At 40.8% G+C, this 17,306-nt stretch carries 9 protein-coding genes; 8 read left to right on the top strand and 1 reads right to left on the bottom strand.

Features of this window, described 5'->3' with window-relative positions:
• Positions 1-273: 273 nt before the first annotated feature.
• The 8 genes from ACQY4U_RS21600 (at position 274) to ACQY4U_RS21565 (ending at position 14,930) form a co-directional block, all read left to right on the top strand.
• Positions 274-2,955: a glycoside hydrolase family 2 TIM barrel-domain containing protein gene (locus tag ACQY4U_RS21600; protein ID WP_428331541.1), complete on the top strand. Its 2,682-nt coding sequence runs from the start codon at positions 274-276 to the stop codon at positions 2,953-2,955.
• A 201-nt stretch (positions 2,956-3,156) separates the two neighbouring features.
• Positions 3,157-3,729, top strand: coding sequence for an RNA polymerase sigma factor (locus ACQY4U_RS21595; RefSeq protein ID WP_428331540.1), 573 nt, complete (start codon positions 3,157-3,159; stop codon positions 3,727-3,729).
• Positions 3,730-3,874: 145 nt separating this feature from the next.
• Positions 3,875-4,843, top strand: a complete 969-nt coding sequence (locus ACQY4U_RS21590) for a FecR family protein (RefSeq protein ID WP_428331539.1) — start codon at positions 3,875-3,877, stop codon at positions 4,841-4,843.
• A gap of 202 nt (positions 4,844-5,045) precedes the next feature.
• Entirely contained in the window at positions 5,046-8,396 is a 3,351-nt protein-coding gene (locus tag ACQY4U_RS21585; protein WP_428331538.1) for a SusC/RagA family TonB-linked outer membrane protein, read from the top strand.
• A 28-nt stretch (positions 8,397-8,424) separates the two neighbouring features.
• Positions 8,425-10,236: a RagB/SusD family nutrient uptake outer membrane protein gene (locus ACQY4U_RS21580; RefSeq protein WP_428331537.1), complete on the top strand. Its 1,812-nt coding sequence runs from the start codon at positions 8,425-8,427 to the stop codon at positions 10,234-10,236.
• Positions 10,237-10,326: 90 nt separating this feature from the next.
• Positions 10,327-11,049 (top strand): basic secretory protein-like protein, encoded by a 723-nt coding sequence (locus ACQY4U_RS21575; RefSeq protein ID WP_428331536.1) that lies wholly within the window; start codon positions 10,327-10,329, stop codon positions 11,047-11,049.
• Between the two features lie 124 nt (positions 11,050-11,173).
• Complete coding sequence (locus ACQY4U_RS21570; RefSeq protein ID WP_428331535.1) at positions 11,174-13,477, top strand: GH92 family glycosyl hydrolase; 2,304 nt, start codon at positions 11,174-11,176, stop codon at positions 13,475-13,477.
• A gap of 40 nt (positions 13,478-13,517) precedes the next feature.
• Positions 13,518-14,930 (top strand): alpha-L-fucosidase, encoded by a 1,413-nt coding sequence (locus ACQY4U_RS21565; RefSeq protein WP_428331534.1) that lies wholly within the window; start codon positions 13,518-13,520, stop codon positions 14,928-14,930.
• 2 nt (positions 14,931-14,932) lie between these two features.
• Here ACQY4U_RS21565 and ACQY4U_RS21560 read toward each other — a convergent pair whose 3' ends face one another.
• The gene (locus tag ACQY4U_RS21560; RefSeq protein ID WP_428331533.1) at positions 14,933-17,260 is read right to left on the bottom strand and encodes a gliding motility-associated C-terminal domain-containing protein; all 2,328 of its coding nucleotides are present in this window, start codon (positions 17,258-17,260) and stop codon (positions 14,933-14,935) included.
• Between the last annotated feature and the right edge of the window lie 46 nt (positions 17,261-17,306).

The raw sequence follows: 17,306 nt of genomic DNA, 5'->3' as shown, positions 1-17,306 counted from the left end.
TAACCAAATAAAAGATATTGCGGCCTTAATGCGTTTTATTTTACTTATTTATAAAAATTAGCTCTTTTAAGCGATTGTCTTCAACCAACTTGCAAAAATAGCTTACAACTCTTCAATATGTTAAGTTTCAGGAAAGCCGGATAGAAATGAGCTGTTATATTCAAACGGCTAACTCGGCTCATGATAAAATGTAAAATTTCTTTTTATAATAATTGAACTATCAAATTATGTAATTTGGTAGTTCATAGGTGTAATTATAAACCACTTTAAAAAATGATCAGATTAAAAGGATATATAGCAACGCTATGCGGGCTGCTTTTTATAACTGTGGGTTTTGCCCAGGTACCCGGCAAGCAAAGTATAAATACGGGTTGGGAGTTTTATAAAGGCAGCATTGCCAATTACCCGGCAACACAAGGCAAAGATATAACCTGGCAGCAGGTTTCATTACCTCATACCTGGAATGCGGCAGATGTAAGCGATGACGTACCTGGATATTACCGGGGAATAGGCTGGTACCATAAAACGATATACATACCCGCAGCATGGAAAAACAAAATGCTGTACCTGTATTTTGAAGGTGCTAACCAAGAGGCCGAAATTTATATAAATGGTAAACTGGCGGGTACACATAAAGGGGGATATACCGCTTTTAGTATCCGGATAGATAGCTATGTGAATTTAAAAGATAGTGTTAATGCTAACCAGGTTGATATAAAGCTGGATAACAGTCATAATGAAAGTATTGCACCGCTTGATGCTGACTTTAGTTTTTATGGCGGCATTTACCGGGATGTTTACCTCATTACGGCAAACCAGGTTCATTTTAACGGGGATGATTTTGCCTCATCGGGTATTAAGATCAATACCAAAGTTGATTCGTTACAGGCAGAGGTTAATATCAGTTCATCTATTCTTAATTCATCGGCACAAAAAAAACAGCTTAGGGTGGTGAATGAGGTTTTTGCAGCTGATGGTACAAGCATTAGCCATTCGCAAAGCAATTTATCAATCAGTAAAGAGAGTAATGCGCTGGCCGGCCAGTTGCAAATTATCAAAAACCCGCACTTGTGGTCGCCTGATGATCCTTACTTGTACCATGTTATCAGCAAGATCTATGATGCTATAACAGGTGAACTATTGGACGAAACCGATAACCCTTTAGGTTTACGCTGGTTCAATTTCAGTGCAGAACAAGGTTTTTTTCTGAATGGAAAACACCTTAAACTAATTGGTGCAAACCGGCATCAGGATTATAAAGATTTAGGCAACGCCGTGCCAGATGCGCTGCATATCCGCGATATGGAACTGCTGAAAAAAATGGGTGGCAACTTTATCAGAATCTCGCATTATCCACAGGATCCTGCTGTATTACAGGCCTGCGACAGGTTAGGCATACTTGCTTCTATAGAGATACCAATAGTTAACCGCATTACTGAAACGGCAGCTTTTACCGATAATTGTAAACACATGCTGGTTGAAATGATCAGGCAAAATTATAATCATCCAAGTTTGGTGATATGGGCTTATATGAACGAGGTATTGATATATCCCCGTTATGATGATCATTCCGAACAGCGTAAACTTTATTACAGCAGGGTAGTAGCCTTGGCTAAAACGCTGGATAGTTTAGCTCACCAGGAAGACTGGGCCCGCTACACCATGATATCATGCCACGGTGATTTTGATCGCTACTTTAGTACCGGTTTAGCAAAAGTGCCGCAAATAGTTGGCTGGAACCTTTATTATGGCTGGTATGCAAAAGATATGGCTGGCCTGGATGCTTTTTTAGAACGCCATCATCGTGAACTTGCTGATAAGCCGATGATACTTACAGAGTTTGGTGCTGATGCCGATAGCCGCTTACGCACGTTTAACCCGCAAAGGTTTGATAAAACAGTTGATTACCAGCTGCTGTATCATCAGTATTATTTAAAAACCCTGCAAAAACTACCATATGTTGCTGGTGGCGCCATCTGGTGCTTAGTTGATTTTAGCGCCGAGCAGCGGCAGGAGGCAACGCCGCATGTTAATACCAAAGGCTTATTGACAGATACGCGTGAACCGAAGGAACTCTATTTTTTTTACCAGGCTAATTTATTAAAAACACCGTTTATAAAAATCGGTACCTCAACCTGGAAAATGCGCTCAGGTACTGCCGATTCGCAGACACAATGTGTGCAACCGGTAAATGTTTATAGTAACGGCGCCTCAGTTAGCTTATATAACAATGGCAATTTGATTAAAACAGCCCCGGTAGAACAAGGTTTTGTTGTTTTTAATGTGCCATTTGTAAACGGGATTAACCAGCTAAAAGCAACAACAGTTATTTCTGAAAAAACTATAGAGGATAATACCGTTGTAGATTTTAAAATGCAGCCGGCGGATTTTAAATCTACCCAAATTCCGTTTACAGCAATTAATGTTAGCCTTGGTAGTGAGCGATATTTTATTGATGATAACCTGCATCAGTTATGGGTGCCCGAGCAGCCTTACGCTAAGGGTAGTTGGGGATATGTTGGCGGCGAAGTATTTAAAATGCCAGGCAATTTACCTTATGGCTCCGGAAAAAATATTTTAGGTACTGAATATGATGCTATTTACCAAACGCAAAGAGTTGGCTTATCGGCCTTTAAGTTGGATGTACCTGATGGTGAATACGAGATTACACTGCAATTTGCTGAACTGATAACGCCCAATGCTGATAAACCATTAGTTTATAACTTAAATGACCAGGTACAGAAGGGTAATAATACCGAACGTAGTTTTGATGTATCGGTAAACGGCAGCCTGTTAATTAAAGATTTGGGCACGCAAAATTACCTGATTCCACAACATGCTTACGCTACAAAAACAACTATAACAGTGAAAGACGGCCAGGGTATTACTGTAAATTTTAACGCAACAAAAGAACAGGCTATTTTAAACGGTATACAGGTAAACAGAATTTACTAAACCTGCAATACTATGTTAAGCTTTAGTAAAATAGGTAATTTTTTGATTTTTTAAAATCAGGGTTTATAAAAGCATAGGTATTTGCTTAAATAGTTGTGAATCAGTTTGTTTAACAAAACCACGCAATGGTTGCATTTTTCATAATTAAAATAAGTTTATATTATTAAAATATTAACTAATTTAGAAAACTGCTAAAGTCCTATGGTTCTGTATGGTAAATATGATGATGCTGAAATCCTTGAACTCCTTGTAAAAGGAGAGGAGCAGGCATTTACTGAAATTTACAACAGGTACTGGAAAAAGTTAATAGGTTTAGCTTACAGCCACACAAAAGACAAGTTTTTAGCAGAAGAAATTGTTCAGGAAGTTTTTTTAAGCTTATGGAACCGTAAAAATTCTATCTGTATCGGATCGTTAGGTGCTTACCTGGCAACGGCTGTAAAATTCTCAATTTTCAAACACATTCATAAGCGTAATCGTCAAACACAAATTATTGAAGGCATTGCAAAGCATAGCGCTCTTGATATGCCTGACGATATATTTCACGCCAAATTTCTGCAAGAATATGTTGGCGGCATTGTGGAGCAACTACCCGAAAAATGCAGGATTGTATATAAGCTTAGCCGTGAAAAAGACATGTCAATAAAAGAGATAGCTAAGGAAATGGATATTGCCGAAAAAACGGTGGAAGCCCATTTAACCAAAGCATTAAAAACACTCCGCTTAAATTTAAAAGAACTTTTTATCCTTGTTTGTATTTTAAAGCAATTGTAATTGATAAGTTCAGTTTCTCATTATTCCTTTGGCTTATATCAATCTCCTGCTTTTACATGGCAGGTAAATTAACAATTCCTTAATTTTTTTTAGTGCGACTAAGGGTAAATAGTTAGTTAACGTACTCCCTTGTATTGATCTCTGTATGGAAGAAAATTATTTAAAAGAATTAATAGAAAAATATATAAAAGATACGGCTACTTCTGTTGAAAGAGAGGAGCTGTTAGCATGGTATAGAAATAAAACAAAAGACGAACTTTTGTTGCCTTATACTGATATTGGGGAAGAGGAAGAATCAAAACAGCGCATGCTTCAATCGCTGCACTTACAAATCCGTTCGGATAAACCTGTAACCGGCAAAATCAAACCCTTATATTATAAAGTGGCTGCTGCCGCTGCTATACTTATTTGTGCCTTTTTATTTTTACAAAAAAACATTTTCAAGCATCCTGCCGATGGTGCAGCATTCAGCACGGTTATCACGCGGGCTGGCGAGCACAAAACAATTAAACTGACCGATGGGTCGGTTATTTGGTTAAGTGCCGGTAGCAGCGTTAGCTTCCCATCTGCTTTCAACGGCGCAACGCGCGAAATATCTTTTGAGGGCGAAGCCTTTTTTGAGATAGCCAAAGATAAAAAGCATCCGTTTATAGTGCATACCGGCAAAACAAGCACCCGGGTATTGGGCACATCATTTAATATCAATTCATTTAAAGAGCATCAGAATATAGTTGTATCCCTTATAACAGGTAAAGTAGCTTTTTCTGATAATAAAACGCAGGTACAGCTACTGCCCGGGCACGAGGTTTTATATAACAAAACAAGCGGTGCTGCCAAACTTCAGGATATTCCGGATATGCAGGCTGTTATTAACCGCCGCAATGGTTACTATGAGTATAAGAACGTACGGGTTGCTGACGTGATAGAAGATATAAACCTAAACCTTAACACAAAAATCATGACGCAGGGCAACGTGAAAGATTGCCAGTTTTATGGAAGGCTAAAGCCGGGTGAAAGCATTGAAAACTTTCTTCAAAAGTTAGCCATCGTAGTAAATGCGAAAGTAATTAACCTGAATGATGGCTACTTAATAAAGGGAAGGGGGTGCAATTGATATAAAGGCTACTTTTCAAATCTCAGATTAAAGTTAGGCCCCTGGCCGGGGGCCTAAGCTAAAAATCAAAAAATGCATTAGTCAAAGCGATACTCCAAAGGTTTGGACGCCAGAAGTATGCGCCAATTTTTAACATTCTTACAGAAGTGAATATATGAAAAATAATGTTCCTCACAAATGGGGACGCAAACTTATCCTTTTTATGAAAATCAGTACTTTCATAATAACATTTTTTCTGAGCACGGGCCTTGCTTTGGCTGCAGGTATAGTAAAGGGGCAGGACATTTTGAAAAAACATGTTACTGTAAGCTTTAAAAATACATTAATCAGTGCTGCACTTGATGATATTGCACTTGCTTCGGGCGTAAAATTTACTTATAACGGTACTATTGCCAACAGTAAGGTAAAGGTTTCAGCATCAGCTAATAATAAAGAATTAGGGGAGCTGCTTAAAACATTACTTACCAACACACCCTATGCATTTGAGGTGATGGACGACGAAGTGCTGATAAAAACCGAAGACAAAAAAGAAATACTACAGAAACCTGCACAGCGTATTTTAACCGGTAAAGTAATTGATGAAAAAGGAATTGGCTTACCTGGTGTATCTGTAAAAATAAAAGGTACCGACAGAGGCGGCATTACTGATATAGATGGGAAATACCAGATCCAGGTAAATAATGATGCTGAAACTTTAGTATTTAGTTTTGTAGGTTATACCACTAAAGAAGTGGTTGCAGGCAGCAATAAAACCCTTGATGTGCAACTGGAGCCCACTACAGAAAACGAACTGAAGGAAGTAGCTGTTGTTGCCTACGGTACGCAAAAGAAGGTTAGTTTGGTAGGTGCGCAATCATCTATTAACATTACCGATTTAAAGCAACCCGTATCAGATGTTACAACGCTGTTGGCCGGGCAGATCTCTGGTATCATCGCTGTTCAGCGTTCTGGCGAGCCGGGAAGCAACGGTGCCAATATCTGGATCCGTGGTATAGCTTCTTTTGGTAACAGCACACCACTTATTTTGGTTGATGGAGTTGAGCGGTCGATCAATAATATTGAACCCGAAGATATACAGTCATTTACCATCTTAAAAGATGCATCGGCAACAGCTGTTTACGGTGTACGCGGTGCTAATGGTGTAATCATCATTCAAACAAAACGTGGTGTAGCGGGTAAACCAAAAATCAACGCAGATATTTATGAGGGGATAAACTCCTTTACCCGTGTGCCGCAAATGGCTGATGGTGTTACCTTTATGAATATGGTTAACGAGGCGTTGACCACCCGTGGCCAGCCTGCTAAGTATTCAAACTTCTACATACAAAACACGCAAAATAAAGTTGATCCTTTACTGTACCCCAATGTAAACTGGATTGATGCCGTATTTAATAAATACAGCCATAACAGAAGGGCTAACTTAAACGTAAGCGGTGGTGTGCCAAGCGCAAGATATTATGTATCGGCAAGTTATTATGACGAGACCGGGCTTTTAAAAACAGACCAGCTTTCGCAATACAATGCCGGGATTGATTATGGCCGTTATAATTTTACAAGTAACCTTAACCTCGATATTACATCAACTTCAAAATTGGATATTGGTGTAAGTGGTTATGTAGCCAAAGGAAATTATCCGGCTATTTCAGCAAGTGATATTTTTACACAGGCAATGATCGTTGCGCCAACAGCTTTCCCTATCATGTATCCGGGAGGCCTTGTACCGGGAACCAATCCCAATGGCGATCAGCGTAATCCTTATGCCGATCTAACTACCCGTGGTTATCAAACCCAATATTCAAGCCAGTTAAACTCTAATATTCGTTTTACACAGGATTTAAAATTCTGGCTGCCGGGTTTAAGCTTTTCAACCATGTTCTCCTATGATATCAATACCCAGCATCAGATAACCCGGACCAAGCGCGAGGATACTTATTTCCCTGATGCAACCAATCCGCGTAACCTGGATGGTTCACTTAACCTGGAAAAAACCTATACCGGAACAAGTACTTATCTTAATTATGCCGAATCAAATGTTAACAATGGAAGCGCCGATCCGTATTTTAAAACCTATACCGAAACTTCTTTAAATTACGACCATAGCTTTAGTAAACACCATGTAGGTGCATTGCTATTGTTTAATCAGCAGGACGAAACGATATACCCGGCTACCGATTTCTCATCATCAATTCCTCACCGCGAAAGGGGTTTGGCAGCAAGGGCAACCTATTCGTACAACGATAGGTACTTTGCCGAATTTAATGCAGGATATAACGGATCTGAGAACTTTTCGCCAAACAACCGCTATGGGTTTTTCCCGGCCTTTGGCGTAGGATGGTTAATGTCTGAAGAAAAGTTTTTTGAGCCTTTAAAAAATGCATTTTCCATGTTCAAAATCAGGTACAGCAATGGTTATGCCGGTGCTGATGATGGCGGACCGAGATTCAACTACCTTACTTTTTTAACCGATGGAGCTAACGGATATACTTTTGGTAGTAACCGCTCCTATACCAATGGTATTAACATTACCAATTATGCAGTGAATGTAACCTGGGCTAAATCACACAAACAGGATTTAGGTTTGGATATCCGGACGTTAAAAGATCAGTTGGCTATTACATTCGATTTGTTTCAGGAACATCGTACCAATATATTATTGCCAAGGGCCGCTGTACCAAGCTTTGTAGGCTTAACCAATAACCCTTATGGTAACCTGGGTATAGTTGATAACCGGGGTTTTGATGCCTCCCTGCAGGATAATATGAACATTGGTAAGGTTGCTTTAACCGTAAGGGCAAATGTTACTTACAGCAAAAACAAAGTGATTGAAAATGACCAGCCGACTCCGCCATATCCCTGGATGAACCAGCGTGGTAACCCTGTATTGGCGCAGTATGGTTATGTAGCCGAAGGTTTTTTTAAAACCCAGGCCGAAATTGATGCCAGCGCAGTACCCGGCGATAAAAGTATTGTTAAACCCGGTGATATTAAGTATAAAGACTTAAATGGCGATGGTGTTATCAATGCATACGATCAAACTAAAATAAGTAATGGCGACGTGCCTTCGTTAGTTTATGGTTTTGGTTTTAATACACAATATAAAAACTTTAGTATTGGTGCCTTCTTTCAGGGAACAGGCAGGGCTGATCGGTATATTTCAGGAAACGCTATTCAGCCATTTGCTACAAACGGAGGTATCAGCAATGCATTTTCAAATATTACAGACCGCTGGACACCTGATAACCCAAATCCTAATGCCTTTTACCCACGCTTAGCGTATGGCGATGCTGCAAATTCAAACAACACGCAAACAAGCTCATTCTGGATAAAAGATGTAAGCTTTATCAGGTTAAAAACAATGGATATAGGTTATACATTCCCTAAAGCCCTGTTTACTAAAATTGGGGTTAGGGCCGCAAGGGTTTACCTGCAAGGTTATAACCTGTTAACCTTTAGCAAGTTTAAACTTTGGGATCCGGAGTTAAACACAGGCAACGGTACAACATATCCAAATGTTAAAACATTATCTCTGGGCCTTAGTGCACAGTTTAATTAATTAAACAGACTTAAATTAAAGATCAGATATGAAAAAAATTACACTAATGTCTGTTATGCTTTTATTGCTGAGTATGAACTATTCATGTAAAAAGGGCTTTTTAGATCAGGTTCCTGATGACAGACTTACGCTTACCCAAACTTTTGCAAACCATAACACTGCGCTTGAATTTTTAGCCAACGTATATTCCAATATTCCCGACGAGGCAAGCCAGCGGTTTGCAGGCGGTAACAATATTGGGCAGTGGACCGGCGGAAGTGATGAGGCCGAATATGACTGGGGTTTTGTAACCAGCCAAAATATAAACAATGGTACTTATGATGCTTCAAGCTCAATTACCAGCGGCTTTTGGACTACATTTTACCAGGGCATACGTAATGCCGGCATCTTTATGGATAATATAGACAAGGTTCCGGATCTTACCCCGCAGCTAAAGGCCCAGTACAAGGCCGAAGCACGTGCATTAAGAGGATTGTTTTATTTTTACCTGATGCGCATTTACGGCCCGGTAGTTTTATTGGGTGATAAAACCATTGCACCCGATGCTTCATTTAATGATGTGCAGCTTGCGCGCAGCCCTTATGACGATTGTGTAAGCTATGTAACAGCTGAACTTGACCTGGCCGCTAAAGATTTGCCGGCAGTGCCTGCAAATACAAATAACTATGGCAGGTTTAGCAAGGGTTTTGCATTGGCTATAAAATCTGAACTTTTGGTTTATGCCGCCAGCCCGCTTTATAATGGTAATACAGATTACAGTTCGCTTAAAAACCTGGATGGTAAAAACCTGATCAATCAGCAATATGATGCCAATAAATGGAAGCTGGCCTCTGATGCCTGTAAAGCTTTTATTGCTGAGTTTTCGCCAAACGTATATGATCTGTATAGAGAGAACGATGCCAGCGGTAAGTTTAACGCATATCTTTCATGCCGTGATGTGATGCTGGTTGACTGGAATAAGGAAATTATTTATGCCAATATTGGTGCAGGTGTTACCAACAGGCAGTATGAAACCACGCCTTATCACCAGGGAGCTGCTGATGAAGACAGGGGAAGCGGTGGCTTAGGTGCTACGCAAGGTATGGTTGACGCTTTCTTTATGGCCAATGGACGTACAATAACTGATCCGGCATCAGGTTACCAGACAAGCGGATTTTCAAATTTTCAGGCACCTTATGATGATGCATCAAGAAGCACCTATAACCAATGGGTAAACAGGGAGCCACGTTTTTATGTGGATATTACCTATAACGGCAGCGAATGGCTAAACACCAATAGCGGAGATGTTATCACTGAGCTGTTTAATACAGGTAACTCCGGCAGAAACACAGGGGGTAATGACTATTGCCCAACTGGCTACGTGGTACGTAAAAATGAGCCGATAGGCGATTGGCGCCAGGGCGGAAGATCATGGGTAATGATGCGTTTAGCCGAGGTTTACCTTAACTATGCCGAAGCATTAAATGAGTCGACACCAGGTGATCCGGATGTTTTAAAATACATTAACCTGATAAGAAACAGGGCCGGGATACCTGAATACGGCAGTACAGGTTTGCCTGCTCCGGCAGGGCAGGATGCCATGCGCCTTGCCATACGACAGGAGCGCCAGGTGGAGCTTGCATTTGAGAACAACCGTTTCTTTGATGTGCGCCGCTGGAAAATAGGCGAGCAAACTGAAGCAGGCCCAACATACGGCCTTAACATCAGTGCCGATCTGCCCGATTTTTACAAAGTGGTTGCTTTTGAAAACAGGGTATTCACCAAAAAGAGCTATTTCTATCCAATACCACAAAATGATATAAATAGTGATAAACAACTGGTTCAAAATACCGGTTGGTAATAGTTAATTATAAAAAGAGGGGCTGCAAAAGCGGCTCCTCTTTTTATGTCCTGATTAATCATTTAACCCACTTACTTTAATATAATCAACATGAAACTTTCAATTGTTTTGGTATTTGCAATTCTGTTTATATCTGCCGGTAATCATAGTTCGGCACGTATCAGGAGCTATAAAAATATGTCTAACTCTTTTTCCGAAACGGATTCTGTTGCCAGAAACAGCTATACACTTATTTTTATTGATAATGATGCCCAGTTTGCAAAACAAGGTGCATTGGTAAAACAACGCATGATAGAAGCTTTTTTTAAAGTGTATCCGGCAGAAGCAAAGGTATTTAATAAGAAATCTATCCATAGGGTTACTTTTATGATAGATCCGGAGTACCAGGGTGTAGCAGCTACGGCAGGCGATACGGTACATTTTAACCCGGAATGGATGCTGCGCACGCCAACAGATATTGATGTGGTTACCCACGAGGTTATGCATATAGTGCAGGAATACGGCTACAGTGCAGGCCCGGTTTGGTTAACAGAAGGCATAGCAGATTATGCACGGTATAAATTTGGTGTAGATAATGCCGGTGCCAAATGGTCAATGCCCGAATACAAGACAACCCAGAATTATACCAACAGCTACCGTATTACCGCCCGTTTTTTTGTGTGGATGGAAGAGAAAGTAAAATCAGGCGTAGTTAAAGATCTTGACAGCAGCTTGCGTTCGCATACTTATAACAATGATACATGGAAAGAGCTAACCGGAAAAACGGTTGATGAATTGTGGGCAGCTTATGCCAGCAATCCGGCTATCAGTTAAATACGATTATTGTTTAATTAACAACATCAATTGCCTGATAAACAAAGCGTAACTAATAAGCAAATTTTGTATGCCCTTTATCCAGCCATAAGTAACTAATATTACACCTGTAAAAACAGGCTTTATGAAATATTTAATAACTCCTATTCTTTTTTTAACCGTATTATCTTCAATGGCGCAGGTTAGGCCATCAAAGGGGTACGTACAATATGTTAATCCTTTTATTGGTACCGGTGCGGTTGATAAAAACAGCCTTTCTGGAAGTAACTTTCCGGGGGCAACTACACCATTCGCGCTGATACAATTAAGCCCTGATACCCGCGATGCTCCTGACGACCCGGGTTCAGGCTATGATTATAACGATAAAACCATTGTAGGCTTTAGCCATACGCATTTAAGTGGTACGGGCGTTGCCGATCTGTGTGATGTTTTATTAATGCCAACCAATGGCGAACTAAAACTTAACCCCGGTAGAGATAGTGTTAAGGGCAGCGGTTACCGTTCGGCCTTTTCGCATAAGCAGGAAACAGCATGGCCTGGATATTACCAGGTTATGCTGCAGGATTACGGCATTAATGCCGAATTAACTTCGACCCCGCATGTGGGGATGCACAGGTATACGTTTACCAAGAGTGATCAGTCGCATATTGTGATAGACCTTGATCATTCGCTTGATAAAAAACGAGGTTACTGGCAATGTAAAATAATAGCTGCCGAAATTAAGGTGGTAAATAAAAATACGATTGAAGGTTACCGCATTATAACAGGCTGGGCCAGTTTAAGAAAAGTTTATTTCCATGCAGAGTTTTCAAAACCGTTTGTAACCGAAGTATTGGCCGATGGTAGTAAACGTTATCCGGATGTTTCGGTATTAAATGGTACTGCTTTAAAAGCTGCTTTAAATTTCAATACTGCCGATAAAGAACAAGTTACTGTAAAGGTTGCACTTTCGGCAGTGAGCCTTGAAAATGCCAGGTTAAATATGCAGACCGAATTACCGGGCTGGGATTTTGAACAAACGAGTCGTCAAAGCGCTGATCAATGGGAAAAAGAACTGTCTAAAATAAAGGTAGAAGGTACGCTTGAACAAAAGCAGATATTTTATACCGGCCTTTATCATGCTTTTACGCAGCCTAATAATATAGCTGATGTAAACGGCGACTACCAGGCAACTAATTTCACTATTCAAAATGCACCGGATAAAACGCATTATTCAACTTTTTCTTTATGGGATACTTACCGGGCAGCACATCCGCTGTATACCCTGATCCAGCCGGAAAGAACCGCCGGGTTTATCAATAGCATGTTGAGGCAGTATGATACTTATGGCTACTTACCCATTTGGCAGCTTTGGGGCGAAGAGAATTACTGTATGATAGGTAATCATGCTATCCCTGTAATAACCGATGCCATATTAAAAAGCATTCCGGGAATTGACGTGGAGAAAGCATACGCGGCCGTAAAAGGATCATCACTTACCGATCATCCCGGCTCGCCATTTAAGGCATGGGAAAAGTTTCAGTATATCCCAGAGAATGTAGAGTCGCAATCCGTATCAGTAACACTCGAAACAGCTTACGACGACTGGTGCGTTGCTATGCTGGCAAAACACTTAGGTAAAACTGACGATTATGATCATTTTATCAAAAGATCTGCTTATTATAAAAACCTGTACAACGCTCAAACAGGGTTTTTCCAGGGAAAAAAATCTGATGGTAAGTGGCTTGCACCCTTTAACCCGCTTGAGTATGGGGGTAATGGCGGCAACCCATATACCGAGGCTAATGCCTGGCAGTACTTTTGGTATGTGCCGCAAAACGTACCCGGGCTAATTGAACTTACCGGCGGCGAAAAAGCATTTACAGATAAACTGGATCAATTCTTTACGCTCGAAAATAAACCCGGTGATGTGAATGGCAATGCATCAGGTTTTATTGGCCAGTATGCACATGGTAATGAGCCAAGTCATCACATAACTTACCTGTATGATTATGCAGGCCAGCCCTGGAAAACGCAATTCTATGTATCCAAAGTTTTAAATGAGCTTTATAATAATTCATCATCAGGCTATTCAGGAAATGAAGATTGCGGGCAAATGGCGTCGTGGTATATTTTTAGTTCGATGGGCTTTTACCCGGTAAACCCGGCCAATGGTATCTACGCGATCGGTTCGCCGGTTTTAAAACAGGCTGCTATTACTTTAGCAAACGGTAAAACATTTAATGTAGCAGTAACAAATGGCAGTAAAGTAAATTGCTATATCCAGGCTGTAAAATTAAATGGCAAGGCATATAACAAAACCTATATCACCCAAAACGATATAATGAACGGCGGTACGCTTGAGTTTACAATGGGTGCAAAACCTAATAAAACCTGGGGAATTAAACCCGCTGAGAAACCACCGATATGGGGTTATAATAATAACTAATCAATCTATATAAAAGACCTATATCCCAACTAAAACAATAATGATATTAATAAATAAAATTAAAGCAGTACTGCTTTTGTGTACCTGCATTTTACCTGTTTTGCTAAAAGCACAGGTTGTTAACAATAAGCCGGTTAAAGAGCTTGCGCAATTGCAGCAGGAATTTGTTGACCTGCGTTTTGGGATGTTTATTCACTTTAATATCGCAACCTACGTGAATCAGGACTGGCCTGATCCGGAAGCGCCTGCATCCTTGTTTAATCCTACAAAGCTAAATTGCGATCAATGGGCCAAGGCAGCCAAATCCGCAAATATGAGTTATGGTTGTATCACTACCAAGCACCACAGTGGTTTTTGTATATGGGATACCAAAACAACGGATTATAACGTTATGAACAGCCCCTTAAAACGGGATGTGGTTAAAGAGTATACGGATGCTTTCAGGGCAAATGGTTTAAAGGTGTTTCTTTATTATTCAATACTTGATACGCATCATAAATTAAGGCCAAATTGCATAACGCCTGCCCATATAAAAATGATCAAGGCCCAGCTAACAGAGTTGCTGACCAAGTACGGTGATATACAGGCCCTTATTATTGATGGCTGGGATGCACCCTGGTCAAGGATCACCTATGATGATGTGCCCTTCGAAGAGATCTACCGTTTAGTAAAATCATTACAGCCTAATTGTTTGCTGATGGACTTAAATGGCGCTAAATATCCACAAGAGGGTATGTACTATTCGGATATTAAAACTTACGAGATGGGTGCAGGCCAGCGGATAGCAAATGATAAAGATCATTTACCGTCATTAGCCTGTTTGCCGCTGCAGCAAAACTGGTTTTGGGAAACAAGCCACCCAACAACGCCTGTAAAAGACCCTGAAAAATTAGTGAATGAAACGCTTATCCCGCTAAACAAATCAAACTGTAATTTTATATTGAACGTGGCGCCAAACCGCGATGGCTTAATGGATGACAATGCATTGGCGGCCCTGAAAAAAATAGGGGAGCTTTGGCATAATGAAGGCCCTTTACCAAAATTACCGGTTTCTGATGCACCTATAATTTCGTCAAATATAGCTAAACATGTGCCTGCAAATGGCAGCTGGAGCGACGATTCGGCAATTATGGATTTTGCCAATGATGATGATTTCGGTTCATCGTGGGTATCAAACCCAACGGTTAAAAAGCCCTGGTATGAGCTTGATTTTGATAAGGATAAAGAATTCAACACCATTGCCATAGCCGAAGAAAAGGCCAACATCAAAACCTACAGTCTTGATTATTGCCATAACGGAATTTGGACTACCTTATTTACTGGGGAGAATGCTAAAAAGATAAAACTACACCGCTTCAAAACAGTTTGGGGCGATAAGGTCAGGATCCATATTGAAACTTATGATCACCAGCCTTCAATAGCAGAATTTGAGGTTTATAACGAACGTAGGTAATGCTAATAAATGATGGTTACAGAACCGCTTAATGGTTTTGAACCATCTTTTAAATCTATAATATAATAATAAGTTCCGGTGGGTAGTTTCTTGTTATTGTAGGTGCCGGCCCATGGTTTACCGTAACCTACAGAATGGAAGATCTGTAAGCCATACCTGTTAAATACACTAACCGAGCAGGTAGGGTAGTTGCTTAGATATTTAATGTTCCAAAGGTCATTTATCCCATCGCCGTTGGGTGTAAATACATTTGGAACATTAATTTGCTGCCCTACATTTATAGTAACCGGTGCCGTAGCAAAACACCCGGCTGTTGATATTACCTTTAACTGGTAGGTTGTTGTAACCTCCGGACTGGCAACCGGATCGGCAATTGCTGCATCGCTTAATCCTGTTGCAGGGGTCCAGCTGTAGGTAGCAATATTGCCGGTTATTTGAGGCTTTAAAACAATACTACTTCCCGCCAAAATTTGTTCATTAGCATTTAAATCAATTGCAGGCACCGGATTTACCGTTATGGTAACCGGGCTGCCTGAATTTGGTACGCTGCACCCGCCACTTGTGGTTACTATGCAATTTACTACATCGCCATTGTTAAGACTGCTTGTGGTAAATAAAGCATTATCAGGGCCGGTATTCATATCGTTTACTATCCATTGATAGGTTGTCCCGGCATCAGCATTAACCACGTTAGCCGTAAAATTTACGGGAGTTCCCTGGCATATAACGGTATTATCGGCAGTTACGGTAACTGATCTTTGTGGTACGTTACCGGCATCCTTAGCTGTAACGTTGAATGATAAGTTCGAAGACCCACCTGTTGTATCTGTAGCGGTAATAGTGACATTAACAGGTGTATTATTGATCAATACCGTACCCGGTGCAGGCGATTGCGTAAACTTAATAACGCTGTTTGGGCAATTATCTGTTGCGGTTGCCTTAGTGGTATAGTCTGCAAGATTTGTACAGTTGCTAACAGTTATATCATTAAAAACAGATGTTATAGTTGGCGTGCTTTGAACATCAACCGGAATTTGGGCAATAGCACTAACACAACTGCTTGGGCCAACATTTCCATTTATATCCACCTGGAAACCATTACCTGCAACAGTACTTACCATGCCCCCCAAGGTGACTTTCCTGATCCGTTGATTCTCATAGTCGGATACATAAATGTTGCCGCACAGGTCTATCCCGATTCCTGCTAAGGAGTTAAATTTTGCTGAGCTGCCTTGCCCGTCGGCATAACCATTGGTTGCGCTGCCCGCAAGTGTTGAAACAATGCCATCAGTGCCAATCTTCCTGACGATGAATATATCCCCCACGTATAAATTGCCCGCCTGATCAAGCACAATTGATAAGGGCGCTAAAAATGTAGCACTGTTTTTAGGTCCATCGGTATAGGTGTTATTTTTGGGAACACCTGCATAAGTTGATACTATGCCCTGGGGTGTTATTTTACGGATTACCACATTGGCTTCATCGCATACAAAAACATTTCCTGTTGAATCAATCGCGATGCCTTTTAATTTGCCGAACTGGGCTGATGCCGCCGGGCCATCATAATAACCCGACACACCGCTGCCGGCAAAAGTGGTAACCTTTCCCGATAGGGTCACTTTACGTATGTTAAAATTAAACTCATCTGTAACGTATAAATTTTGCTGCTTATCAAATGCAATACCCGATGGGGCATTAAAGCTGGCTGCCTGACCCTGCCCATCTTTATTACCTTGTGAGCCATCTCCGGCAAGGGTTGTTACATTACCATTAATATCTATCTTCCTGATCCGGCTGTTGCCACTGTCGCATACATAAACATTGCCTAACGAATCGGCTGCTATCCCAATTATTGCGGCAAACATGGCCGTTGCTGCCGGGCCATCTTTAAATCCGGGTACACCAGCCCCCGCATAATTACTTACCACACCCTGTGGAGTTATTTTACGGATCACGCAGCTGGTATTTTCGGCTATAAATAAATTTCCGGCTATATCAAAGGCAATACCTAAAGGGCCCTTTACACCAACCGCATCAGGGGTATAAACGCTTGCTGATCCGTTGGTAAAAGCAGTTAATTTAACCTTGTTGTTTCCCCGGTTGCTGCAATCAAAACTTTTTGGGTTTACACGGTAGCGGGTGGCAGAATCTGTATTGTTTATAACGTTGGCCAGGTCATTTACCCTAACAGCATAATTACCGTTTGCATCTAAATGAAGTATCACCGGATTGCCCTTTGGAGTAATTACAGGTGCCTGCGCATAGCAATAGCCAGCTATGTTAAAGCAAAACGAAATAAGAAGGGCAGTAATTGGTTTATAGTTCGGCATTTATGAGCAGGTCACAAATTATATTTAGATAAATATAAATGTATTT

Source organism: Mucilaginibacter sp., assembly GCF_965277465.1.
In the GTDB taxonomy this organism is placed as follows: domain Bacteria; phylum Bacteroidota; class Bacteroidia; order Sphingobacteriales; family Sphingobacteriaceae; genus Mucilaginibacter.
The sequence above is the reverse complement of the archived record's forward strand: the minus strand, read 5'-3'. Positions and strand labels throughout refer to the sequence as shown.

Excerpts from the sequence above, each read along its gene's own strand:
- ACQY4U_RS21600 (WP_428331541.1), top strand. The coding sequence starts at position 274 with ATGATCAGATTAAAAGGATATATAGCAACGCTATGCGGGCTGCTTTTT.
- ACQY4U_RS21595 (WP_428331540.1), top strand. The coding sequence starts at position 3,157 with ATGGTTCTGTATGGTAAATATGATGATGCTGAAATCCTTGAACTCCTT.
- ACQY4U_RS21590 (WP_428331539.1), top strand. The coding sequence starts at position 3,875 with ATGGAAGAAAATTATTTAAAAGAATTAATAGAAAAATATATAAAAGAT.
- ACQY4U_RS21585 (WP_428331538.1), top strand. The coding sequence starts at position 5,046 with ATGAAAATCAGTACTTTCATAATAACATTTTTTCTGAGCACGGGCCTT.
- ACQY4U_RS21580 (WP_428331537.1), top strand. The coding sequence starts at position 8,425 with ATGAAAAAAATTACACTAATGTCTGTTATGCTTTTATTGCTGAGTATG.
- ACQY4U_RS21575 (WP_428331536.1), top strand. The coding sequence starts at position 10,327 with ATGAAACTTTCAATTGTTTTGGTATTTGCAATTCTGTTTATATCTGCC.
- ACQY4U_RS21570 (WP_428331535.1), top strand. The coding sequence starts at position 11,174 with ATGAAATATTTAATAACTCCTATTCTTTTTTTAACCGTATTATCTTCA.
- ACQY4U_RS21565 (WP_428331534.1), top strand. The coding sequence starts at position 13,518 with ATGATATTAATAAATAAAATTAAAGCAGTACTGCTTTTGTGTACCTGC.
- ACQY4U_RS21560 (WP_428331533.1), bottom strand. The coding sequence starts at position 17,260 with ATGCCGAACTATAAACCAATTACTGCCCTTCTTATTTCGTTTTGCTTT.